The sequence below is a fragment of the Streptomyces sp. ISL-94 genome (assembly GCF_018614075.1).
Taxonomy (GTDB): domain Bacteria; phylum Actinomycetota; class Actinomycetes; order Streptomycetales; family Streptomycetaceae; genus Streptomyces.
Map to the genome: position 1 here is coordinate 26,628 of NZ_JAGGOZ010000034.1, position 22,305 is coordinate 48,932.

Here is a 22,305-nt window from a genome sequence, read left to right on the forward strand (position 1 = left end):
GAGGCATCCCCGGTCGGGTTTCGAGCTATTTAGCCACTGAATTCGTCTTAGACGAGCTCGGTGACAGTGCCACCGGCGGCGGCGATCTTCTCCTTGGCGGAGCCGGAGACGGCGTCAACCGAAACCTGCAGCGCCACGGAGATCTCGCCCTGGCCCAGGACCTTGACGAGGCTGTTCTTGCGAACCGCGCCCTTGGCGACCAGGTCGGCCACCGTGACCTCTCCACCCTCGGGGTAGAGAGCGCCGAGCTTGTCCAGGTTGACAACCTGGAACTCGGTGCGGAACGGGTTCTTGAAGCCCTTGAGCTTCGGCAGGCGCATGTGGAGGGGCATCTGCCCACCCTCGAAGCGCTGCGGGATCTGGTAGCGGGCCTTCTGGCCCTTCGTACCACGACCGGCCGTCTTACCCTTCGACGCCTCACCACGACCGACACGGGTCTTCGCGGTCTTGGCACCGGGGGCGGGACGGAGGTTGTGGGCCTTCAGCGGGCTGTTCTCAGCCATGTTAGTCAACCTCCTCAACCGTCACGAGGTGGCGGACGGTCTGCACCATTCCGCGGAACTCGGGGCGGTCCTCCTTGACGACCACGTCGTTCAGGCGCTTGAGCCCGAGCGAACGCAGAGTGTCGCGGTGGTTCTGCTTGCTGCCGATGTACGACTTCGTCTGCGTGATCTTGAGGCGGGCCATTACGCAGCACCCGCCCCGGCACGGGCACGAAGCAGAGCCGCGGGGGCGACGTCCTCGAGGGGCAGACCACGGCGAGCCGCGATCTCCTCGGGACGCTGCAGGCCCTTGAGCGCAGCAACGGTCGCGTGCACGATGTTGATCGCGTTGGACGAGCCGAGCGACTTCGACAGGATGTCGTGAACGCCGGCGCACTCCAGAACGGCGCGCACCGGGCCACCGGCGATAACACCGGTACCGGGGGAAGCCGGCTTCAGCAGCACGACGCCCGCGGCACGCTCGCCCGTGATCGGGTGAGGAATGGTGCCCTGGATGCGCGGAACCTTGAAGAAGTTCTTCTTGGCTTCCTCGACACCCTTGGCAATGGCCGCGGGAACTTCCTTGGCCTTGCCGTAACCGACACCTACAGTGCCGTCACCGTCGCCCACCACGACCAGCGCGGTGAAGCTGAAGCGGCGACCACCCTTGACAACCTTGGCGACGCGGTTGATCGCGACAACGCGCTCAACGTAAGCGGTCTTCTCGGCGGCAGGGCCACCGTCGCGACCCTTCCGGTCCCGCCGCTCGCCGCCACCGGCACCGCTTCCGCGGCGCTGGGGTCCAGCCATTGGATTACCTCTCTCTGTTACGTCCGTGAGTCCCGGAACCGGGGCTTAGAACTTCAGCCCGGCTTCGCGGGCGGCGTCAGCCAGAGCGGCAATGCGCCCGGCGTATCGGTTGCCACCGCGGTCGAACACGACGGTCTCGACACCCGCGGCCTTGGCACGCTCGGCGACGAGCGCGCCGACAGCCTGAGCCTGCGAGCTCTTGTCGCCTTCGCCACCGCGGATCGAAGCGTCCAGGGTCGACGCCGACGCCAGGGTGTGACCCTGGAGGTCGTCGATGACCTGAGCAACGATGTTGCGGTTCGAACGCGTCACGACGAGGCGCGGACGCTCCGCCGTACCCGAGACGTTCTTGCGGATGCGGATGTGGCGGCGAGCCTTGGCAGCGCGCTTGTACGCGTCTCCCTTGGCGATCTTCACACCGTATGCCATGGCTACTTACCAGCCTTTCCGACCTTGCGGCGGATGACTTCGCCGGCGTACTTGACACCCTTGGCCTTGTACGGGTCGGGCTTCCGCAGCTTGCGGATGTTGGCGGCGACCTCGCCGACCTTCTGCTTGTCGATGCCCTCGACCGAGAACTTGGTCGGCGACTCGACCTTGAAGGAGATGCCCTCGGGCGCCTCCACCAGGATCGGGTGGCTGTAGCCGAGCTGGAACTCCAGGTCGGAGCCCTTCGCGGCCACGCGGTAACCGACACCGCTGATCTCGAGAGCCTTGACGTATCCCGTGGTCACACCGGTGATCATGTTCGCCACCAGCGTGCGGGACAGGCCGTGCAGGGCCTTGTTCTGACGCTCGTCGTTCGGGCGGGTGACGTTCAGAACGCCGTCCTCGTCCTTGACGACTGCGATGGGCGCCTTAACGGTGTGCGCGAGGGAACCCTTGGGGCCCTTCACAGCGACCGTCTGGCCATCGATGGTGACGTCCACACCGGCGGGAACCTGGATGGGGAGCTTGCCGATTCGCGACATTGCTTTTCCTCCGTTCCCGACTACCAGACGTAGGCGAGGACTTCCCCACCTACGCCCTTCTTGCCTGCCTGCTGACCGGTCAGGAGACCGTGGGACGTGGAGATGATCGCCACGCCCAGGCCGCCGAGGACCTTCGGCAGGTTGGTGGACTTCGCGTACACACGCAGACCGGGCTTCGAGATCCGCTTGATGCCCGCAATGGAGCGCTCGCGGTTCGGCCCGAACTTCAGCTCGAGGACGAGGTTCTTGCCGACCTCGGCGTCCTCGACCTTCCAGCCGGTGATGAAACCCTCCTGCTTGAGGATCTCTGCGATGTGCGACTTGATCTTGCTGTGCGGCATCACGACGGTGTCGTGGTACGCCGAGTTAGCGTTACGCAGACGCGTGAGCATGTCTGCGATCGGGTCAGTCATGGTCATGAAGTGGCCTTCGGCCTCTCTCGCCGGGGTTTCCTGTATGCGCCATCCCTCTCCCCACTCAGTGGCGGGACGGGTGCGGTGCGGGGACCTACGGCGTAGTAAGTCGTTATGGGCGGCGGACGCCCAACCACACAAGCCTAAGGCATGCGCGGCCGGGCACCCGCCGTCCAGATGCTTACCGAGAGTGCCTGGTACCGCCCAAGTCCTTGCGGACGAGGGTGATTTACCAGGAGCTCTTGGTCACGCCCGGCAGCTCGCCACGGTGAGCCATCTCACGAAGGCAGACGCGGCACAGGCCGAACTTGCGGTACACGGAGTGGGGGCGACCGCAGCGCTGGCAGCGGGTGTACGCACGCACACCGAACTTGGGCTTGCGGGCAGCCTTCGCGATGAGAGCCTTCTTCGCCATCTCGCTTACGCCTCCTTGAAGGGGAAGCCGAGGTGACGAAGGAGCGCGCGGCCCTCAGCGTCGTTGGTCGCCGTGGTGACCACGGTGATGTCCATACCCCGGGTACGGTCGATCTTGTCCTGGTCGATCTCGTGGAACATGACCTGCTCCGTGAGACCGAAGGTGTAGTTGCCACGGCCGTCGAACTGCTTCGGCGACAGACCGCGGAAGTCACGGATACGCGGCAGCGCGAGCGACAGCGTACGGTCCAGGAACTCCCACATGCGGTCACCGCGGAGGGTGACGTGGCAGCCGATCGGCTGACCCTCGCGCAGCTTGAACTGCGCGATGGACTTGCGGGCCTTCGTGACGGCCGGCTTCTGACCGGTGATCGTCGTCAGGTCCTTGATGGCGCCGTCGATCAGCTTGGAGTCGCGGGCGGCGTCGCCCACACCCATGTTGACCACGATCTTCACGAGGCCGGGAATCTGCATGACGTTCTCGTAGGAGAACTCCTCACGCAGCTTGCCCGCGATGTCCTCGCGGTACTTCGTCTTGAGACGCGGAGTGGTAGCCATCAGATGTCCTCACCCGTCCGCTTGGCAACGCGGATCTTGTTGCCCTCGTCGTCGAAGCGGTAGCCGACGCGGGTGACGACCTTCTTGCCGTCCTTCTCCACAACCAGCTGAACGTTGCTGACGTGGACCGGGGCCTCGGTGATCACAATGCCACCGGCCTGGTTCTGCGCAGCCTTGGTGTGCTTCTTGACCCGGTTGACACCCTCGACGAGGACACGGTTGTCGGCGGGGAAGGCAACGATGACCTTGCCCTGCTTGCCCTTGTCCTTACCGGTGATGACCTGGACCAGGTCGCCCTTCTTGATCTTCATGCTTACAGCACCTCCGGCGCGAGCGAGATGATCTTCATGAACTTCTTCTCGCGCAGCTCACGGCCCACGGGGCCGAAGATACGGGTGCCGCGAGGGTCGCCGTCGTTCTTGAGAATGACAGCGGCGTTCTCGTCGAAGCGGATGTACGAGCCGTCCTGGCGGCGGCGCTCCTTGACGGTGCGAACGATGACCGCCTTGACGACGTCACCCTTCTTCACGTTGCCACCGGGGATCGCGTCCTTGACGGTGGCGACGATGACGTCACCGATGCCCGCGTAGCGGCGACCGGAGCCACCGAGAACACGGATGCAAAGGATCTCCTTGGCACCAGTGTTGTCGGCGACACGCAGTCGCGACTCCTGCTGGATCACGTCTATCTCCTGATTGTCTGCCGGTTCCCGGCGGGGGCTTTACTCCGAAGAGCGGCAGCCCCCACCGAGCCTGGCGGAACGAACCTGAGGGAAACCCCTCAGATACTTACTTGGCCTTCTCGAGGATCTCGACGATGCGCCAGCGCTTGCTCGCCGACAGCGGACGCGTCTCCATGATGAGGACGCGGTCGCCGACGCCGGCAGCGTTCTGCTCGTCGTGCGCCTTGAGCTTGTTCGTACGGCGGATGACCTTGCCGTACAGGGCGTGCTTCACGCGGTCCTCGACGGCGACGACGACGGTCTTGTCCATCTTGTCGCTGACGACCAGACCCTCACGGGTCTTGCGGAAACCGCGCTCGGTCTTGTTCTCAGTCACGTTGTTCTCGCTCATCAGGCGCTCTCCACCGTCTCGATACCGAGCTCACGCTCGTGCATCAGGGTGTAGATGCGAGCGATGTCCTTGCGGACGGACCTGAGCCGGCCGTTGTTCTCCAGCTGACCCGTGGCCGCCTGGAAGCGGAGCTTGAACAGCTCCTCCTTGGCCTCGCGCAGCTTGCCAACGAGCTCCTCGTTGCCGAGCTCACGCAGCTCGGACGCCTTGGTTCCCGTCGCCATCACGACTCACCTGCCTCGCGCCGAACAATCCGGCACTTCATCGGAAGCTTGTGAGCAGCGCGGGTGAGCGCCTCACGAGCAATCTTCTCGTTCGGGTAGGACAGCTCGAACATGACCCGGCCCGGGTGCACGTTCGCGATCCACCACTCGGGAGAACCCTTACCGGAACCCATGCGGGTCTCGGCAGGCTTCTTGGTGAGCGGGCGGTCCGGGTAGATGTTGATCCAGACCTTGCCGCCACGCTTGATGTGGCGGGTCATCGCGATACGAGCCGCCTCGATCTGGCGGTTCGTCACGTACGCCGGGGTCAGCGCCTGGATGCCGTACTCGCCGAACGAGACCTCAGTACCGCCCTTGGCCATACCGCGGCGCTTCGGGTGGTGCTGCTTGCGGTGCTTGACCCTACGAGGGATCAGCATGTCGGTCAGGCCTCCGTTCCGGTGCTCTCGGCCGGAGCGGCGGCGGGAGCGTCGGCCTTGGGGGCCTCGGCACCAGCAGCCTGCTGCGGCTTGCGGCCACCACGGCCGCCGCGCTCGCCACCACGGCCACCACGGCCGGCGGGACGGTCGCCAGCGCCCTGCGCGCCACGGGCCGGGCGGTTACCCGCACGGGCCGCAGCGTTCTCGGCGCGAACCTCGGCGATGTTCTTGACGTCGCCCTTGTAGATCCAGACCTTCACACCGATACGGCCGAAGGTGGTCTTGGCCTCGAAGAAGCCGTAGTCCACGTTCGCGCGCAGCGTGTGCAGCGGCACACGACCCTCGCGGTAGAACTCGGAGCGGGACATCTCGGCGCCGCCGAGACGGCCGCCACACTGGATCTTGATGCCCTTGGCGCCGGCCTTCATCGTGCCCTGCATGCTCTTACGCATGGCGCGACGGAAGGAGACGCGGGAGGAGAGCTGCTCGGCAACGGCCTGGGCAACCAGCTGAGCGTCAAGCTCGGGGTTCTTGACCTCGAGGATGTTCAGCTGGACCTGCTTGCCCGTGAGCTTCTCGAGGTCACCGCGGATGCGGTCGGCCTCGGCGCCACGGCGGCCGATGACGATGCCCGGACGAGCGGTGTGGATGTCCACACGCACGCGGTCACGGGTGCGCTCGATCTCAACCTTCGAGATGCCGGCGCGCTCCATGCCGGACGTCATCATCCGACGGATGGCGACGTCTTCCTTGACGTAGTCCTTGTACAGCTTGTCGGCGTACCAACGCGACTTGAAGTCGGTGGTGATGCCGAGCCGGAACCCGTGCGGGTTTACCTTCTGGCCCATTACCGGGAACCTTCCTTGCTGCTGACGACCACGGTGATGTGGCTGGTCCGCTTGCGGATCCGGTAGGCACGGCCCTGCGCACGCGGACGGAACCGCTTCAGGGTCGGGCCCTCGTCCACGAACGCCTCGCTGATGACCAGCGTGGAGGCGTCCGGGTGGTTGTAGTTGTGTGCGGCATTGGCGATGGCGCTGTCAAGCACCTTGCCAACCGGCACGCTCGCGGCCTGCGGGGCGAAACGCAGGACCGCCTGAGCCTCCGTGGCATCCATGCCACGGATAAGGTCCACCACTCGGCGGGCCTTCATGGGCGTGACGCGGATGTACCGCGCCTGGGCCCTGGCTTCCATGGTTGTCCCTTCGGTGTAAGTCATAGTCGTAACCACCCCGCCTTTAGCGGCGCTTCGACTTCCGGTCGTCCTTGACGTGGCCGCGGAAGGTGCGAGTCGGCGAGAACTCGCCGAGCTTGTGGCCGACCATCGACTCGGTGACGAACACCGGGACGTGGGTCTTGCCGTTGTGCACCGCGATGGTGTGACCCAGCATGCTGGGGATGATCATCGAGCGACGGGACCAGGTCTTGATGACGTTCTTGGTGCCGGCTTCGTTCTGGACGTCCACCTTCTTTACGAGGTGGTCGTCGACGAAGGGCCCCTTCTTGAGACTGCGCGGCATCTAAACCCGCTCCTAGCGCTTCTTGTTCGTCTTGCGGCGGCGGACGATGTACTTGCTCGAAGCCTTCTTCGGCGAGCGAGTACGACCCTCCTTCTGACCCCACGGGGAGACCGGGTGGCGACCACCACTGGTCTTGCCCTCACCACCACCGTGCGGGTGGTCAACCGGGTTCATCGCGACACCGCGGACGGACGGGCGAACGCCCTTCCAGCGCATGCGGCCGGCCTTGCCCCAGTTGATGTTCGACTGCTCGGCGTTGCCGACCTCGCCGACCGTGGCGCGGCAGCGGGCGTCGACGAGACGGATCTCGCCGGACGGCATACGAAGGTGGGCCATCGTGCCCTCCTTCGCCAGCAGCTGCACGGAGGCACCAGCGGAACGGGCGAACTTGGCGCCACCACCGGGACGGAGCTCGATCGCGTGGATCGTGGTACCGACCGGGATGTTACGGAGGGCCAGGTTGTTACCGGGCTTGATGTCGGCCGTGGGGCCGTTCTCAATCCGGTCGCCCTGCTTCAGAGCCTTCGGCGCGATGATGTAGCGCTTCTCGCCGTCCGCGTAGTGCAGGAGCGCGATGCGCGCGGTGCGGTTGGGGTCGTACTCGATGTGCGCGACCTTGGCCGGCACGCCGTCCTTGTCGTGACGACGGAAGTCGATCACGCGGTAGGCGCGCTTGTGTCCACCACCCTGGTGGCGAACGGTGATCCGACCGGTGTTGTTACGGCCGCCCTTGCTGTGCAGGGGGCGAACCAGCGACTTCTCCGGCGTGGACCGCGTGATCTCGACAAAGTCGGCGACGCTGGAGCCACGACGGCCCGGGGTCGTCGGCTTGTACTTGCGGATACCCATTTCTCAGTCCTCGTCCGATTCCGGACGACTAGACCTCCGTTAGGAGGCCTGGCCGCCGAAGATGTCGATACGGTTGCCCTCGGCAAGGGTCACGATGGCGCGCTTGGTGTTGGCGCGCTTGCCGAAACCGGTCTTGGTGCGCTTGCGCTTACCCTGACGGTTGATCGTGTTGACCCCGGTGACCTTGACCGAGAAGACCGCTTCCACGGCCTGCTTGATCTGGGTCTTGTTGGCGCCGGGCGCGACGATGAACGTGTACTTGTTCTCGTCCAGCAGCGCGTAGCTCTTCTCCGAGACAACCGGCTTGATCAGCAGGTCGCGCGGATCGGTGAAGGTCTTGCTGGTAACGGTCGCCTCAGACATCAGGCGTCGCTCCCTTCGGTCTCATCGGCCTTGGGGCCAGACACGAAGGACTCGAAAGCGGCCTGAGTGAAGACCACGTCGTCAGAGACGATCACGTCGTACGTGTTCAGCTGGCCCGGCTCCAGGATGTGAACCTGGGGCAGGTTGCGGGCGGACAGCCACGCGGCCTCGTCGGCGCGGTCGACGACCAGGAGCAGGTTCTTGCGCTCCGAGATCTTGCCGAACAGCGTCTTGGCGGCCTTCGTGGAGGCGGCACCCTCGACCACGCCGGTGACGACGTGGATGCGGGAGTGACGTGCACGGTCCGAGAGGGCACCGCGGAGAGCGGCGGCCTTCATCTTCTTCGGGGTCCGCTGGGAGTAGTCACGCGGCTGCGGGCCGTGGACAACGCCACCGCCGACGAACTGCGGCGCACGGGTCGAACCCTGGCGCGCGCGGCCGGTGCCCTTCTGGCGGTACGGCTTGCGGCCACCACCACGGACTTCGCCACGACGCTTGGTCTTGTGCGTGCCCTGACGGGCAGCAGCCAGCTGAGCGACAACGACCTGGTGGATCAGCGGAACGCTGGTCTTCGCGTCGAAGATCTCCGAGGGGAGCTCGACGGTACCGGCCTTGTCGCCTGCCGGCGAAAGGATGTCAATGGTGCTCATTACCTCAAGCCCCCTTGGCCGCGGTACGGACCAGGACGAGGCCGCCGTTCGGACCGGGGACCGCACCCTTGATGAGGAGCAGACCCTTCTCCGCGTCAACCGCGTGGATGGTCAGGTTCTGGGTGGTGACGCGCTCGTTACCCATACGACCGGCCATGCGCATGCCCTTGAAGACACGCCCAGGGGTGGCGCAGCCACCGATCGAACCGGGGGAGCGGTGCTTGCGCTGGACGCCGTGACCGGCACCGAGGCCCTTGAAGTTGTGACGCTTCATGACACCGGCGAAGCCCTTGCCCTTGCTGTTGCCCGTGACGTCAACCTTGACGCCCGACTCGAACACAGCGGCGGTGATCTCCTGGCCGAGCGTGTACTCGCTGGCGTCGGAGGTGCGGAGCTCCACCAGGTGGCGGCGGGGGGTCACGTCGGCCTTGGCGAAGTGGCCCTTGAGGGGCTTGTTCACCTTGCGCGGGTCGATCTCGCCGAAGGCGATCTGGACCGACTCGTAGCCGTCGATGTCGTTCTTACGGACCTGGGTAACGACGCAGGGTCCGGCCTTGACCACGGTCACCGGGACGACACGGTTGTTCTCGTCCCAGACCTGGGTCATGCCGAGCTTCTCGCCCAGGACGCCCTTGATCTGCTTTGCCATCTTCTCGACGCCTCTCAGAGCTTGATCTCGATGTCAACGCCGGCCGGAAGGTCCAGGCGCATCAGCGAGTCAACGGTCTTGGGGGTCGGGTCGAGGATGTCGATCAGGCGCTTGTGCGTGCGCATCTCGAAGTGCTCGCGCGAGTCCTTGTACTTGTGCGGCGACTTGATGACGCAGTACACGTTCTTCTCAGTGGGCAGCGGCACCGGGCCCGCGACCGACGCACCAGTGCGCGTCACCGTCTCGACGATCTTCTTCGCCGAGGAATCGATGACCTCGTGGTCGTAGGCCTTGAGCCGGATGCGGATCTTCTGTCCCGCCATGGCTACTCCGTAGTCCTGTCTGTATGTGGAAACGCTCTGGCTCTCGGTCGGCTGCGGGACGGATCCCACCGCTTCCCTCCGACCCACGCGGTCGGGCGTGTCGCACTCCCTCTACAGAAAATTCCCATACGGAAATTCCCTCGTCCAAGGGGGTGCGGTCCCTGTGACCGCGCTTCGGGGGAGAAACACCCACCGAGTGCCTGGTGGGCACCGTGCTGACGCTTCCCAGAAGATTCCCGTACGTCCGTCCCCATTGCTGCCCCGAAAGGCAGATTAAGAACGACGAGTACTGTGGGACTCGCTTCCGGTCCTCCCGGCGGGAGGCGCGCAGCATCGGCACTCAGCCGAGCAACTTGAGTAGTCTGCCATACGAGGCACGTACCTGGCCAATCGGGCCGAAGAGAATACCCCGCCACGGTGTGTGGTCAAACTGCACCACGTGCGTCACCCCGGCGAGGTCTTCCCCGGTCAGGTGCGGGACACAGTCCCGCAGCCCTCCTCCTGCCCCCGGTCGATGTCCTTGCTCCGGTCATACGGGTCCCGGGGCGGCCCGGAGGGCGTCGGACCCGCGTCGTCCGGCGTGTCCCGGAACTGCGGATGCACGTATCCGTCGTAGACGGAGCAGGCCGAGTTCGCGATGTCGTACTGGTACGGGCCGACTTGCATCATGCCCGCCTTGATCCGCCACTTCCGGGGATCGGCGAAGGTGAACTCAAGCCGGCGCCGCACGATGGTGCGGCTGACCTCGTCCGCGCCGGCCTTCGCCTGCACCAGAGGGTAGACAAAGGTGTAGTCCATGAGCACGTCGACCTGGCCCGGGCTCTCGCCCGGCTCGACGGTCGTGCGGCCCCGCACCTTCACCACGTCACCGGCGAGCCGGACCTCGGCCGGGTTGGCACGGGTGAACATCTGCAGCGGGTCCGACTCCCTGCTCGGGTGGTCCAGCGCCTGCTCCAGGCGGTCCAGCATCTGCCTCTGACCGGGGTCGATCATGTCCAGGGCGGCCTTCGGCCGTTCCCCGCGCAGGGTGGCCCGGTCCAGGTTGGCCAGGACCACGAACTGCTTCGCCTTCCCGAGCCCCTCGGCGACCTGCTCCTTGCTGAGCCCGTTGACTGCGGTGGCCACCGGCAGTTCGATGCCGGCCGCGCCGTCCGCCCACTGGAGGGCCGGGGAGCCGCGGAAGGGTTCTGCCGGGGTCGGCCGGTCCGGGTGGGCCGGCGAGGGAGGCGCGGTCGGGCGTACCGACTCCGCCGGCAGCGGAGCGGCGTGCTCCCGGCGGTCCTCGGCCTTGCCCGTGAGGCGGTCGATCACCAGTTCCGGCCGTACGGCGACCAGCGCGAGCCCGGCGATGAACACGACGGCCAGGGTGGCCTTGAGCCGCCGCCGGGCGGTGCCGCGGCCCCGCGCCTCCTGCCAGGCGGGCCCGGTCCGCCACCCCGGCGGCTCCTGGCCCTGTTCGCGCCGCAGCCGCTCGGTCACCATCCGCGCCCGCGCGGACGGCTCCTTCGGCGCCTCCCCCGCCCCTTGGGCGGCCTGCTCCATGAAGCGGGCCCACTCCTCGTCGGAGACGCCCGGTCTGCCCTCGTCGTTCTTTCCCATGCCCCTCATCCGGTGTGTGCGTCAGGACAGAGGCCCCGCACCGCGGTGGGTGTGGGGCCTCTGTTGCGTCTCGTGCTCGTGCGGTCTGCGGTCCGCGGTCCGCGGTCTCGGACCACTTCCGCGGGCGGACCGGGGTCCGAGTCGTCCTACGACGGGCGCTTGCGTCCGCAGACGACCGGCCACTTGTCGTACGGGATGTTGCCGCACCAGATCCTGCCGTCGTCGTGGTTCGGCTTCCAGTCCCACGTGCTGACGTCCGCGCACTCCTTGTACGGGGAGTAGCGCGGGCACGTGCCGTCCGGCTTCTTGAGGCCGTGCGCCCGGTAGGCGTCGATGCCCATCGTCTCGGTGTCGGGCGAGGGCATGTACCGGTTGACGTTCCAGGACGCCCCCATCGTCGCGAACAGCGCGATGACGCACACCATGCCCGCCGCGAGCTGCTGGACCGCACGCCGCGGAATGACCCGCGCCGGGGCCGGACCGCTCGGGCGCAGCGAGCGCTCGGCCCAGCCGGAGCCGCGCTGCACCGCTGCCATCACACCCAGCACGGCCAGGATCATCAGGCAGTACATGATCATCCAGGTGGTGCGCGGGAAGAGCTGCACCGCCTGGTCGTGCGCCATGTGCGAGGCGAACCAGAAGCGGACCAGCCAGGCGCCGACGAGGACGGCCGCGGCCGTGCGGACCATGATGCTGCGCAGGCCCAGGCCGACGCCGAGCCCCACACCGAGCAGCAGCAGCAGCGCGAAGCCGCTCTGGCCCGCCATCTCGCCCGACACGGGCCAGTTCTCGTACGTCAGCGAACCGGGCCGGTCGGAGGCCCAGCCCAGGACGTACGCCGGGTCCGCGTAGACGGAGAGGTAGGCGTAGCGGTCCGGGTGCTGGGAGCGCAGCCGCAGCATCTGGTAGAGCAGCGGGGCGCCGATGACGCCGGCCGTCAGCAGGGTGGTGCCGACGAAGGCCAGGGCGCGCTTGCGGGCCGCCGCGCCGCGCCGCCAGGGGAAGAGGAAGAGGGCCAGCAGGCCGACGCCGGGCGCGGACCACACGTACCAGCCGGAGTACCAGAGGAACAGCAGGCCGAAGATCAGGCCGAGTCCGGCGCCGCGCAGCAGCGCCGAGCGCAGGGGGCGCTCGCCGGCCCGCCGCATCTCGCGCAGGCAGTACGCGAGCAGCGGCAGCAGCACGATCATGACGATGTGGCTGTACGGGCGGATCGGGTCGAGGAAGAGCACGACCGAGGGGACGGCGATCAGCAGCGCCCAGAAGGGACGCAGCAGCAGGCGCCAGGCGAGGTAGGCCATCGGGCCCGCCAGCGCGCTGAAGAAGATCTGCAGGTCGTGCAGCGAGTAGCCGGCCCCGCCGACGCCGCCGTAGCGGATCTTCGCCCAGACGGCGATGAGCGCGGGGAATGCGGGCGGGTAGATGCCGGACATCCCCTCGCCGTGCAGGAACGAGTTGGCCATGGCGATCAGGACGCCGGGGTCGCCCTCCTGGCCGCCGAGCGCCGAGGGCGTACCGCGCAGGGCGACGACGACGCCACCGGCGATGACCCCGGTCGCCAGGCCCGCCAGGGCCGCGCAGACCAGGCGCTTCACGGTCTGGTGGCGCCGCAGCGTCCCCCGGTACGCGGTGTACAGGAGCAGCGCGAGCAGCGGCAGGCCGAGGACGGCCACGTACTGCTGGAGCTTGGCGAGACCGCTGACCTGGCCGATGCGGATGATCGGGTTCACGCTGATGTGCTTGCTCAGCAGCGTGTAGCCGAGGGCGGCAGTGATGCTGACCACGATCTCGCCGAGGATGAGCGCCCAGCGCGTGGAGGTCCAGGCGGGCAGTCTCCGGCCCCGGCGTGGTGCCGACGCGCCGTCCGGGGCTGCGGTCCGGCTGCGCGCCGCACCGGCCTCTCCGGCCAGGTGGTCGGAGGCCAGGTTCGTCATCTCATCCACTTCCGTCGCGAGTGTCACCGCGTCGAGCACCCGAAAGCCTCGGGGTCTGCGGTTGTGTAGGCACGCCGGGCAGCGAGGTGATCGGTGCTCTCTCGGATCCGGTCCCCGCTGGTGAAATCCGCGCGATCCGTGTCACATGCGTGCCCGGCCGTCGCGTCCCCCGCAACGGCCAACCGTACCAAGCGGGCGGGGTCATGGGCCTTGTCCGGCAAGGGCCACCGACTCACATGCGGCAGGCGCCTGCCGGTAAGGTCAACAGTCATGATAGATACCGCTCCCGCGCCGTCCCCGGTGGCCGAACGCCGGGCCCCGCGCGGCCGCGGCGGCCGCTTCAGACGCGCCATCGCCCTCGTATCGGCCGAGGCCGCGGTCTCGGTCTTCGCCGCCCTTCTCCTCACGTACCTGGGCAAGCGTCTGCATGTGAACCCGATGCAGCGGATCGGGCAGGTCAGCGGCCTGGCGGCCATCCAACTCCGGTTGCTGGTGCTCCTCGCGGTGACCGTTCTGCTCTACCTCGCCCTCTCGCGGCGGTGGCCGGGGGCCGCCGTCAACATCGGCGCCGCGACGGTGGCGGGGCTCGCGACCGGCGTGACGGCGGCCGGCAACGTCGTCGCCCTGCGCGGTACGACCTGGCCGCTCAACGGGTACGGCGGCGACATCGGCAACCTGCAGGCGTGGGCCTTCAACGTCATCGACGGGGTGCCGCTGCCGCCGGAGTATCCGCCGGGCTTCCCGCACGTCCTCGCGCTCGTCGCCCAGCTGTTCTTCGACGGTCAGGTGGCGTACGCCGCGAAGTGGGTGATGATCGGCTTCCTCGCGATCTCCGGCCCGGTCGCCTACCTGGCGTGGCGGATGCTGCTGCCCCCGCTGTGGGCGCTCGGCATCGGGCTGACCTCGGCACTGCCGCTGTTCGACCTGTACAAGCCGTACTCCCCGCTCGTCCTGGTCGTCGTGATCCCGGTGTTCGCCAAGCTGGTGCAGGTGACCATGCGCGCGGCGATGCTGAGCCGCGGCCAGGCTCTGGCCGTCGGCGGCGGGCTCGGCGCCCTGCTCGCCGGGCTGTTCCTGATGTACGCGGGCTGGTTCGTCTGGTCCGCGGTCGGCGTGGTCGTGCTCTTCGCGATCGTGCTGGGCGGCCTCGCCCGGTCCGGCGGGGTGCGGGCGCTGTGGCAGGGGCTGCTGCCGCTGCTGGCCGCCACGGTGGTCTTCCTCGCGCTGGCCGGCCGGTACATGGTCCGCCTGCTCGGCGCGAGCGGTACGACCAAGGACACCTACTTCTACTTCGACACCTACACCGACCCGGCGTACTTCGCGATGTGGGGTGCCGACAGCCCCGGTCCGCAGCGGCTCGCCGGCTGGCCGCCGCTCGGTGAGCTGGGCGGCGTCGGGCTCTTCCCGATCCTGCTGGTGCTCGGGCTGGCCGTGGCACTCGGCCTGGCCCTGCGCCAGCCGATGGTGCTGACCCTGGCGGCGTGCACGGCGAGCGCGTTCCTGCTGCGCTACTGGTACGCCTCGCACATGGCGCGCGACCAGGCCGTCCAGCTCTACCCGCGGACGAGCATCCAGATCATGTACTGCCTGCTCGCGCTGACCGGGCTGGCCGTGTACTACTCCGTCCAGCGCATCCGGGACTGGTCCCGCAGCCACGAGACGCTGGTGCTGCCCCGCCGCACCGGCCGGGGGCCCGCGCGCCGGTCCGTCGTCATCGGCGCGCTGTGCGCTCTGGGCCTGCTCTACGGCATGGCCGGCTCGGCGACCGCCGACGCCTTCATGCCGAAGGACCCCTCCAAGAATTCGCTCGGCACGCTGGCCTGGTACTCCCACACCCTCCAGCAGCCGAACGGCACGTGCCCGCACTACGCCCCCAAGGACGTCTGCGGGGCGTTCAACCTGCCGGAGCGCCCGGGCACGCCGGTCAAGAAGCAGCCCTGACGCCAGGTCGGCACACGAAGAAGCGGCCTGCCGCCGGTCCGAGGACCGGCGGCAGGCCGCTTCTTCGTGTCTCTTGTCCCCTACGGGGCCGGCGGGCCGGTGGCTCAGCCCTGCCCGGAGGTGAAGGCGTGCTTGGCCAGGGTGCGGGCGCCCTCGCGGTGCCCGCGGCGCAGCGCGCCGGGGAGCATGGTGAGCGCGTGCAGCCGCGAGGCGCTGTGGAAGCGGGCCGCACGGGCCGCCTTGGGCCAGCCGCGGGCGTCCATGCGGGCGGCCACCGCGGCGAAGTAGCGCTCGGCCTCGGCGAAGCGGGTGCCGGAGAACGCCTGTACGGACGACTCGCTGACGGCGTGCCGGCGGTACTGGAAGACGGTGGTCGAGTTGTCGATCACCATCTCCTCGCCGCCCTCCAGGAGGTCGACCACCAGCGCCAGGTCCTGGATCACCGAGTAGTCGTCCCGGAAGTTCACCTTGCGCAGCACCTCGCCGCGCCAGGCGATCGAGGGGAAGTAGAGCCAGTTGCCCCGCAGCACGCTGGCGGCCAGCTCCTCCCCCGCCATCAGCCGGCGGCCCTTCACCTGAGGCGCGTACAGCCGCTTCTTGGTGTTGTCCGCCAGGCCCTGCGTCACCCGGCCGTCGCCGTCGATCACCTCGACGCCCGGCTGGACCATGCCGATGCCCTCGGGGGCGGCGATGATCCCGCGGACGGTCTCCAGGTAGTGCGGGTGCAGGAGGTCGTCGCAGCCCATGATGACCACGTAGTCGGCCTCGGAGAGCCGCACGCACTTCTGGAAGTTCTTCGTGATGCCGAGGTTCTGCTCGTTGCGGGTGTAGTGCACCCGGTCGTCGCCGAGTTGCTCGAACCAGCCCGGTACGTCCGGCTCCTTGCCGTCGTCGATGACGACGAGCCGGAAGTCACGGTCGGTCTGCGCCAGGACGCTGCGGACCGCGTCCTGCATCAGCCGCACGTCCCCGTAGTAGGGGAGCATGAAGTCGAAGGTCGCCATGGAGCGTCAGGCCTTCACGGAGTCGGAGTCGGCATCGGCATCGGCATCGGCATCTGCGGCGGCGGCAGGGACAGCGGCAGCAGCCTTCGCCGGGGCGCCGGTGTCCGAGCCGAGGCGCTCGTCGTTGTGCCGGACGCCCTCGTTGATGGCCACGGTCCGCGCCAGGTCGGTGATCTTCTTCTCCAGCGAGCGGAAGCGCAGGAAGGTGTTGAGCGTGAGGAAGCCCATCGCGAGCACCATCACGTAGAGCACCAGGTCGGTGCCTCGGCCGACGCCGAGCTGCTGGGCAACCCAGGTCACGTCCGTCGGGCGGAGCACCGCGTACACGTTGACGACGACGAACACCGAGAACGCGATGCGCTTCCAGGCCCGGTTCTTCGCCTGCCCCCATGTCCGTATGAACATCAGGGCCATGGACACGGAGCCCAGGATCAGCAGCAGCTGGATCCAGAAGTACTTCATCGACGCCCACGCTCCCGCAGCGAAATGTCAAAAAGGATGTTCACGCCGTTGATCAGGGACTGACCCTTGGCGCGCGAGTAGTCGGTGTAGAGGATGTCCACCGGAACCTCGGTGACCCGCAGGCCGGAGCCGGCCAGGAAGCCGACGAGCTCCGACGCATGGGCCATGCCGTTCATGGTGATGTTCAGCTGCTCGGCGGCTTCCCGGCCCAGGACGCGCAGGCCGTTGTGCGCGTCGGTGAGCTTGAGCTTGCGGGCGGTGGGGCTGACTGCGGCGGCCGTGCGCAGCACGACCTGCTTGATCCACGGCACCTGGCCGTTCTGCTCGATGAAGCGGGAGCCGAGCACGACGTCCGCCTCTCCGCTGCGCAGCACCGCGACCATCTTCTCGACGTCCTTGGTCTGGTGCTGGCCGTCCGCGTCGAAGGTGGCGAAGTAGCGGGCTGCGGGCTGCGCGAGCGCGTACGTGAGGCCGGTCTGGAGGGCCGCGCCCTGGCCGAGGTTGACCGGGTGGCGGACCAGGTGGGCACCGGTCGTCGCTATGTGCTTGGCCGAGTCGTCCGTGGAGCCGTCATCGACGACGACGATGTTGGGGAACGTCTTGCGGGCCCCCTCGACCACGTCGGCGATCACCTGGCCCTCGTTATAGGCCGGTATGACCAGCCAGACATCGTCGTATTGGGACACGGTAGCTCCAGCGGAATGTGGCACAAAGGAGTGCGCGGTGATCGGTGTGACGTCTTGGGCCGGCGTGGTCATTTTCCGACCGCACCCACGCCCAGGCGGCCGGTGTCGGCCGTCTGTCCGGGCCCATCGGTGGCTGCCGCGGCCGCTCCGGGGAAGCTCAGCCTCAGTGCGGCCAGCATAGCGAGCACGGTGGCGAGGGAGCCGAGGGCGTAGGCAACGATCACGCGCATCGACACATCACCCGGCATGAGGGTGATGCCCACCAGGACCGCCGTGCCGACGGCCCAGCAGAGCAACTGCAGGTTGTGGCGCTTGAATACCATGAGCGCCTGTCCGAGCACCATCGCGAACATGTACGCCACGGTGCCGGCGGACAGGAGGAAGAAGTCGAGGCAGCCGAGGACCGGCTCCTTGGCCCCGAAGAGCACCTCGATCAGCCACGGGCCGAGCACGGTGGCGGGCACACCGCCGAGCAGACCGAGCAGACCGACGACCATGCCGATCCGGCGGAGCATCGCCCAGAAGGCCACCCGGTCACCGGCCGTGAAGGCGGCGGTGAGGCCGCTCAGCAGCGAGGCCTGGAGCGAGCCGAAGACGAAGAGCGGCACCCGCGCCAGTACCAGGGCGCTCATCAGGGATGCGATCAGCGCGCTGTCGGAGGGGGCGAGCAGTTTGGTGCTCATCACCGCGGCGTTGACGACCAGTTGGGACAGCAGGGTCGCGCAGACGAGCAGGCCCAGCCCGTTGCACAGTTCCCGCCAGGCGATCGGCTCGCCGGGACCGACCGCGCGCAGCAGCGCGGGCAGCGTGACGAGCGTCGCGACGACGGGCGCGACGGCCAGGACGAGGCTGAAGGCGAGCGCCGAGTTGAGCCCGAACACCGCGCAGGCGAAGGCGAGGACGATCCGCAGGCCGCCGTCGACGGCGAGCTGGGTGCCGTACGCGCCGAAGCGGCCGAGGCCGGCCAGCACCCCGCGGGTCAGGTAGCAGGCGGCCATTGCGGCGAAAGCCCCGCCGAGGGCTGCCACCAGGGCCCGGTCGCCGTGGAACAGCAGTTCGGCGATCGGCCGCGCGCCGATGCCCAGGACAAGCAGGGTCGCGCCGAGGATGCCCGCGGTGAGCAGGGTGGCCCGGCGGAGCACCGGGGCGGCGCCCTGGCCCAGGACCACACGGGCGGAGACGATCCGGGTGAGCTCCTGCTCGATGGGGAAGAAGACGCCGATGCCGATGGACATCACGATCGTCCACAGCACCGAGACGTTGGCCATGGCGTCCGTGGACAGGCTGTGGCCCGCGACGCCCAGGTGGACGTACGAGGCCGCGCCGAGCACGACGGTGCCGCCGGCCACCGCGACGGTGCCCGGCGGCAGCGCCGCGGTCAGCTTGTTCAGCAGGGTTTTCATCCCGCCCGGCCGTCCCGGGCCTGGGCGGCCAGTGCGGAGAAGCCGGGGGTGCCGAGCGCCTCGGCCAGTTGCTCGCGCCAGTCGGCGAGGGGGGCCAGGCCCGCTTCGGCCCAGCGGTCGTGCGCGAGCACGCTGAAGGCCGGGCGGACGGCGGGGCGGACGAAGGCCGCGGAGGTGGTCGGCCGGATCCGCTCGGGGTCCAGGCCGCTCAGCCGGTAGGCCTCGCGGGCCAGCCCGCACCAGGTGGTGCGGCCGCTCGCGGTGCCGTGGTAGACGCCGGCCGGGGCGCGGCCGGCGAGCGCGGCCTGGCCGAGCTCGACGAGCCGGCGGGCGAGTGCGTACGACCAGGTGGGCTGGCCGTGCTGGTCGTCGACCACGTCCAGGGTGTCCCGCTGGGCGGCCAGCTTGAGCATGGTGGCGACGAAGTTCGCGCCGTGCTCGCCGTACAGCCAGGCGGTGCGGACCACGTAGCCGTCCTGCGGCAGCAGTTCGGCGACGGCCTGCTCGCCGGCCAGCTTGGAGCGGCCGTACGCGTTCACGGGCCCGGTCGCCGCGTCCTCGCGGTACGGCTCCGTGGCGTCGCCGGGCAGCACGTAGTCGGTGGAGACCTGCAGCAGGCGCGCACCGGCGGCGGCGCAGGCCCCGGCGAGGACGCGTACGCCGGTGCCGTTGACGGCGGTGGCGGCCTCCTCGGCCGTCTCCGCACCGTCCACGTCGGTCCAGGCGGCGCAGTTGACGACGACGGTGGTGCCCTCGACGGCAGCCCGGACCGCGGCCGGGTCGGTGATGTCGAGGTCGGCGCGGCCCAGCGCGACGGCTTCGATGCCGGCGTCCTTCAGGACGGCCAGGACGTCCTGGCCGAGCATCCCGGCGGCGCCGGTGACGAGCCAGCGCGTGGCCATGGCGTCAGCGGTCACTTCTGCAGCGCTGCCTTCGCCTTGAGCGGCTCCCACCAGGCGCGGTTCTCGCGGTACCAGTCGATGGTGGCCTTGATGCCGTCCTCGAAGGTGACCTGCGGGGCGTAGCCGAGCTCGGCGCCGATCTTGCTGATGTCGATGGAGTAGCGGAGGTCGTGGCCCTTGCGGTCCTCGACCTGCTCGACCATGTCCCAGCCCAGGCCCGCGGCCTCCAACAGGACGCCGGTGAGCTCCTTGTTGGTGAGCTCGGTGCCGCCGCCGATGTTGTAGACCTCGCCGGCGCGGCCCTTGCGCATGGCCAGATCGATGCCGCGGCAGTGGTCGGAGACGTGCAGCCAGTCGCGCACGTTGCCGCCGTTGCCGTACAGCGGGACCTTCTTGCCGTCCATCAGGTTCGAGACGAACAGCGGGATGACCTTCTCCGGGAACTGGTAGTGCCCGTAGTTGTTGGAGCAGCGGGTGACCACCACGTCCATGCCGTGGGTGCGGTGGTACGCCAGCGCCAGAAGGTCGGAGGAGGCCTTCGAGGCGGAGTACGGGGAGTTCGGCACCAGCGGCCACTCCTCCGTCCAGGAGCCCTCGTTGATGGAGCCGTAGACCTCGTCGGTGGAGATGTGGACGAAGCGGCCGACCCCGTGCTTGCGGGCGGCGTCCAGGAGGACCTGGGTGCCCACGACGTTGGTCGTCACGAAGGGACCCGCACCCGCGATCGAGCGGTCCACGTGGGACTCGGCGGCGAAGTGCACGACGACGTCGTGACCGGCCATCACCTGGTCGACGGCTTCGGCGTCGCAGATGTCGCCCTTGACGAAGCGGTATCCGGGGTGGTCCGCGACCGGGGCGAGGTTCGCCTCGACGCCGGAGTAGGTCAGCTTGTCGAAGACCGTGATCTGCGCCGTGGCATCTGCACCGAGCTGCTGGCGGACGAATTCTGAACCGATGAAGCCGGCGCCGCCGGTCACAAGGATGCGCATAATACGAAGAGTCTAGCGGCCCGCTGAACGTCACACTCCGCCCGCTCGGCTCGCCCCCGCCCTCTCGCATAGGGTTCACCCATGCGTGGAATTCTCTTGGCCGGTGGCACCGGATCACGACTCTGGCCGTTGACCCGGGCAGTCTCGAAGCAGCTGCTGCCCGTCTTCGACAAGCCGATGATCTACTACCCCCTCTCCACCCTGGTGATGGCGGGGATCAGCGAGATCCTGATCATCACCACCCCGGAGGACCGCGACCAGTTCGAGCGGCTGCTCGGCGACGGTTCCCAGTTCGGCCTGCGCCTGGAGTACGCCGTCCAGGAGCGCCCCGAGGGCATCGCCCAGGCCTTCGTGCTCGGCGCCGACTTCATCGGCGACGAGTCCGTCGCGCTGATCCTCGGCGACAACATCTTCCACGGCAGCGGCCTCGGCACCCGCCTCGCCCAGCACACCGACTCCAAGGGCGGCCGGGTCTTCGCGTACCCGGTGGCCGACCCGACCGCCTACGGCGTGGTCGAGTTCGACGAGAAGGGCCAGGCCATCTCCATCGAGGAGAAGCCGGTCAAGCCCAAGTCCCGCTACGCGGTGCCGGGCCTCTACTTCTACGACAACCAGGTCGTCGAGATAGCCCGAGGGCTGAAGCCCAGCGCCCGCGGCGAGTTGGAGATCACCGCCGTCAACGACGCATACCTCCAGGCCGGCGAGCTCAACGTCACCATCCTCGACCGCGGTACCGCCTGGCTGGACACCGGCACCTTCGTATCGATGGTGCAGGCCTCCGAGTTCGTCCGCGTGATCGAGGAGCGCCAGGGCTTCAAGATCGGCTGCATCGAGGAGGCGGCCTGGCGGGCCGGCCTGATCGACTCCGCGCAGCTGCGCGCGCTCGCCGAGCCCCTCACCAAGAGCGGTTACGGCGACTACCTGCTGACCCTGCTCGACGAGGAGGCCGCGCGATGAAGTTCCGCGAGCTCTCCATCGAGGGCGCCTTCGAGGTCACCCCGCAGCTGCACGGGGACCCGCGCGGCCTGTTCACCGAGTGGTACCGCTTCGACCGGCTCGCCGAGGTGGTCGGCCACCCGCTGAACCTGGCGCAGGCGAACCTCTCCGTCTCCTCCGCCGGCGTGGTCCGCGGCATCCACTTCGCCGACGTACCGCGCGGCCAGGCCAAGTACGTGACCTGCGTACGCGGCGCCGTGCTCGACGTCATCGTCGACCTGCGGGTCGGCTCCCCCACGTTCGGCACGTGGGAAGGCGTCCGCCTCGACGACGTGGACCGCCGGGCCGTCTACATCCCCGAGGGCCTGGGCCACGGGTTCTGCGCGCTGAGCGACGACGCGACGCTGTCGTACCTCTGCTCGGAGACGTACAACCCGACCGGTGAGCACTCGGTCCACCCCCTCGACCCCGACCTGGGCATCGAGTGGCCGGCCGACGTCCCGCTGCTGTCCGCCCGCGACGAGGCCGCCCCGTCGCTGGCCGACGCCATCGCGTCCGGGCTGCTGCCGGACTACGCCGTCTGCAAGGAGTTCACCGAGTCGCTCCGCGCGAGCTGACCGGCCGCAGTCACGACAGGAGGGCCGCACCCGAAAGGGTGCGGCCCTCCTGTCGTTCGCCGTTCGCTCCCCGCCACGCCGAAGGGCCCCGCCCCACCGCCGGAGCGGTGGGAC

32 protein-coding genes are annotated in these 22,305 nt (G+C 68.4%); 3 read left to right on the forward strand and 29 right to left on the reverse strand.

The annotated features are described in order from the left end of the window. Positions 1–47: 47 nt before the first annotated feature. The 23 genes from rplO to J7E94_RS13595 all read right to left on the reverse strand — a co-directional run bounded on the left by rplO (position 48) and on the right by J7E94_RS13595 (position 13,260). The gene (rplO, locus tag J7E94_RS13485) at positions 48–503 is read right to left on the reverse strand and encodes a 50S ribosomal protein L15 (RefSeq protein WP_053682613.1); all 456 of its coding nucleotides are present in this window, start codon (positions 501–503) and stop codon (positions 48–50) included. Between the two features lies 1 nt (position 504). After that, positions 505–687, reverse strand: coding sequence for a 50S ribosomal protein L30 (gene rpmD, locus J7E94_RS13490; protein ID WP_053682614.1), 183 nt, complete (start codon positions 685–687; stop codon positions 505–507). Then, a complete protein-coding gene (rpsE, locus tag J7E94_RS13495) occupies positions 687–1,292 on the reverse strand; it encodes a 30S ribosomal protein S5 (RefSeq protein ID WP_030298218.1) in 606 nt (201 codons plus the stop codon). Before rpsE ends, rpmD begins: the two co-directional genes overlap by 1 nt. A 45-nt stretch (positions 1,293–1,337) precedes the next feature. Further along, on the reverse strand, positions 1,338–1,721 hold the full coding sequence (rplR, locus tag J7E94_RS13500) for a 50S ribosomal protein L18 (protein ID WP_030008471.1): 384 nt from the start codon (positions 1,719–1,721) through the stop codon (positions 1,338–1,340). Between the two features lie 2 nt (positions 1,722–1,723). Beyond that, on the reverse strand, positions 1,724–2,263 hold the full coding sequence (gene rplF / locus J7E94_RS13505) for a 50S ribosomal protein L6 (RefSeq protein WP_215015307.1): 540 nt from the start codon (positions 2,261–2,263) through the stop codon (positions 1,724–1,726). A gap of 20 nt (positions 2,264–2,283) precedes the next feature. Next, a complete protein-coding gene (gene rpsH, locus J7E94_RS13510) occupies positions 2,284–2,682 on the reverse strand; it encodes a 30S ribosomal protein S8 (protein WP_007265911.1) in 399 nt (132 codons plus the stop codon). A 223-nt stretch (positions 2,683–2,905) separates the two neighbouring features. Further along, a complete protein-coding gene (locus J7E94_RS13515; protein WP_003956452.1) occupies positions 2,906–3,091 on the reverse strand; it encodes a type Z 30S ribosomal protein S14 in 186 nt (61 codons plus the stop codon). A gap of 5 nt (positions 3,092–3,096) precedes the next feature. Then, positions 3,097–3,648: a 50S ribosomal protein L5 gene (gene rplE / locus J7E94_RS13520; protein ID WP_030008469.1), complete on the reverse strand. Its 552-nt coding sequence runs from the start codon at positions 3,646–3,648 to the stop codon at positions 3,097–3,099. Further along, positions 3,648–3,959 (reverse strand): 50S ribosomal protein L24, encoded by a 312-nt coding sequence (gene rplX, locus J7E94_RS13525; protein ID WP_030008468.1) that lies wholly within the window; start codon positions 3,957–3,959, stop codon positions 3,648–3,650. Before rplX ends, rplE begins: the two co-directional genes overlap by 1 nt. 2 nt (positions 3,960–3,961) lie before the next feature. Then, positions 3,962–4,330, reverse strand: coding sequence for a 50S ribosomal protein L14 (gene rplN / locus J7E94_RS13530; RefSeq protein WP_003956455.1), 369 nt, complete (start codon positions 4,328–4,330; stop codon positions 3,962–3,964). Between the two features lie 106 nt (positions 4,331–4,436). Further along, the gene (gene rpsQ / locus J7E94_RS13535; RefSeq protein WP_030773830.1) at positions 4,437–4,721 is read right to left on the reverse strand and encodes a 30S ribosomal protein S17; all 285 of its coding nucleotides are present in this window, start codon (positions 4,719–4,721) and stop codon (positions 4,437–4,439) included. Next, positions 4,721–4,945 (reverse strand): 50S ribosomal protein L29, encoded by a 225-nt coding sequence (rpmC, locus tag J7E94_RS13540; RefSeq protein WP_073912892.1) that lies wholly within the window; start codon positions 4,943–4,945, stop codon positions 4,721–4,723. The genes rpsQ and rpmC overlap by 1 nt, the downstream gene beginning before the upstream one ends. Further along, a complete protein-coding gene (gene rplP / locus J7E94_RS13545) occupies positions 4,945–5,364 on the reverse strand; it encodes a 50S ribosomal protein L16 (protein ID WP_030026326.1) in 420 nt (139 codons plus the stop codon). Before rplP ends, rpmC begins: the two co-directional genes overlap by 1 nt. Before the next feature lie 5 nt (positions 5,365–5,369). Further along, positions 5,370–6,212, reverse strand: a complete 843-nt coding sequence (gene rpsC / locus J7E94_RS13550; RefSeq protein ID WP_008739710.1) for a 30S ribosomal protein S3 — start codon at positions 6,210–6,212, stop codon at positions 5,370–5,372. After that, positions 6,212–6,559: a 50S ribosomal protein L22 gene (rplV, locus tag J7E94_RS13555; RefSeq protein ID WP_037792011.1), complete on the reverse strand. Its 348-nt coding sequence runs from the start codon at positions 6,557–6,559 to the stop codon at positions 6,212–6,214. The genes rpsC and rplV overlap by 1 nt, the downstream gene beginning before the upstream one ends. Positions 6,560–6,602: 43 nt before the next feature. Continuing rightward, a complete protein-coding gene (rpsS, locus tag J7E94_RS13560; protein WP_008739713.1) occupies positions 6,603–6,884 on the reverse strand; it encodes a 30S ribosomal protein S19 in 282 nt (93 codons plus the stop codon). A 12-nt stretch (positions 6,885–6,896) separates the two neighbouring features. Continuing rightward, the gene (gene rplB / locus J7E94_RS13565; protein WP_008739715.1) at positions 6,897–7,733 is read right to left on the reverse strand and encodes a 50S ribosomal protein L2; all 837 of its coding nucleotides are present in this window, start codon (positions 7,731–7,733) and stop codon (positions 6,897–6,899) included. 39 nt (positions 7,734–7,772) lie between these two features. Continuing rightward, the gene (rplW, locus tag J7E94_RS13570; protein WP_007265901.1) at positions 7,773–8,096 is read right to left on the reverse strand and encodes a 50S ribosomal protein L23; all 324 of its coding nucleotides are present in this window, start codon (positions 8,094–8,096) and stop codon (positions 7,773–7,775) included. Next, positions 8,096–8,746 carry a 50S ribosomal protein L4 gene (gene rplD / locus J7E94_RS13575; RefSeq protein WP_215015309.1) on the reverse strand — a complete coding sequence of 217 codons (651 nt, stop codon included), beginning with the start codon at positions 8,744–8,746 and terminating at the stop codon, positions 8,096–8,098. Before rplD ends, rplW begins: the two co-directional genes overlap by 1 nt. A 4-nt stretch (positions 8,747–8,750) precedes the next feature. Next, on the reverse strand, positions 8,751–9,395 hold the full coding sequence (gene rplC / locus J7E94_RS13580; protein ID WP_215015311.1) for a 50S ribosomal protein L3: 645 nt from the start codon (positions 9,393–9,395) through the stop codon (positions 8,751–8,753). A 14-nt stretch (positions 9,396–9,409) separates the two neighbouring features. Beyond that, positions 9,410–9,718 (reverse strand): 30S ribosomal protein S10, encoded by a 309-nt coding sequence (rpsJ, locus tag J7E94_RS13585; RefSeq protein ID WP_003948644.1) that lies wholly within the window; start codon positions 9,716–9,718, stop codon positions 9,410–9,412. Between the two features lie 468 nt (positions 9,719–10,186). Continuing rightward, positions 10,187–11,317 carry a hypothetical protein gene (locus J7E94_RS13590; RefSeq protein WP_215015313.1) on the reverse strand — a complete coding sequence of 377 codons (1,131 nt, stop codon included), beginning with the start codon at positions 11,315–11,317 and terminating at the stop codon, positions 10,187–10,189. A gap of 146 nt (positions 11,318–11,463) precedes the next feature. Beyond that, a complete protein-coding gene (locus J7E94_RS13595; protein ID WP_215015315.1) occupies positions 11,464–13,260 on the reverse strand; it encodes a hypothetical protein in 1,797 nt (598 codons plus the stop codon). A 261-nt stretch (positions 13,261–13,521) separates the two neighbouring features. Between J7E94_RS13595 and J7E94_RS13600 the strand changes: the two genes are divergently transcribed. Next, a complete protein-coding gene (locus J7E94_RS13600; RefSeq protein ID WP_215015317.1) occupies positions 13,522–15,192 on the forward strand; it encodes a hypothetical protein in 1,671 nt (556 codons plus the stop codon). A gap of 104 nt (positions 15,193–15,296) precedes the next feature. On the opposite strand, the gene J7E94_RS13605 is transcribed toward J7E94_RS13600, so the two are convergent. From J7E94_RS13605 to rfbB, 6 genes are all read right to left on the reverse strand, one after another. Beyond that, positions 15,297–16,196: a glycosyltransferase gene (locus J7E94_RS13605; protein ID WP_215015319.1), complete on the reverse strand. Its 900-nt coding sequence runs from the start codon at positions 16,194–16,196 to the stop codon at positions 15,297–15,299. A gap of 6 nt (positions 16,197–16,202) precedes the next feature. Then, on the reverse strand, positions 16,203–16,658 hold the full coding sequence (locus J7E94_RS13610; protein WP_215015321.1) for a DUF2304 domain-containing protein: 456 nt from the start codon (positions 16,656–16,658) through the stop codon (positions 16,203–16,205). Then, positions 16,655–17,344 (reverse strand): glycosyltransferase family 2 protein, encoded by a 690-nt coding sequence (locus tag J7E94_RS13615; RefSeq protein WP_215015323.1) that lies wholly within the window; start codon positions 17,342–17,344, stop codon positions 16,655–16,657. Before J7E94_RS13615 ends, J7E94_RS13610 begins: the two co-directional genes overlap by 4 nt. 68 nt (positions 17,345–17,412) lie before the next feature. Further along, positions 17,413–18,747, reverse strand: a complete 1,335-nt coding sequence (locus tag J7E94_RS13620; RefSeq protein ID WP_215015325.1) for a hypothetical protein — start codon at positions 18,745–18,747, stop codon at positions 17,413–17,415. Beyond that, entirely contained in the window at positions 18,744–19,649 is a 906-nt protein-coding gene (gene rfbD / locus J7E94_RS13625) for a dTDP-4-dehydrorhamnose reductase (RefSeq protein WP_215015354.1), read from the reverse strand. Before rfbD ends, J7E94_RS13620 begins: the two co-directional genes overlap by 4 nt. 11 nt (positions 19,650–19,660) lie before the next feature. Then, entirely contained in the window at positions 19,661–20,638 is a 978-nt protein-coding gene (rfbB, locus tag J7E94_RS13630) for a dTDP-glucose 4,6-dehydratase (protein ID WP_215015327.1), read from the reverse strand. A gap of 81 nt (positions 20,639–20,719) precedes the next feature. On the opposite strand from rfbB, the gene rfbA reads away from it, so the two are divergent. Then, complete coding sequence (gene rfbA, locus J7E94_RS13635) at positions 20,720–21,595, forward strand: glucose-1-phosphate thymidylyltransferase RfbA (RefSeq protein ID WP_215015329.1); 876 nt, start codon at positions 20,720–20,722, stop codon at positions 21,593–21,595. Continuing rightward, positions 21,592–22,191, forward strand: a complete 600-nt coding sequence (gene rfbC / locus J7E94_RS13640; protein ID WP_215015332.1) for a dTDP-4-dehydrorhamnose 3,5-epimerase — start codon at positions 21,592–21,594, stop codon at positions 22,189–22,191. Before rfbA ends, rfbC begins: the two co-directional genes overlap by 4 nt. Positions 22,192–22,305 lie beyond the last annotated feature (114 nt).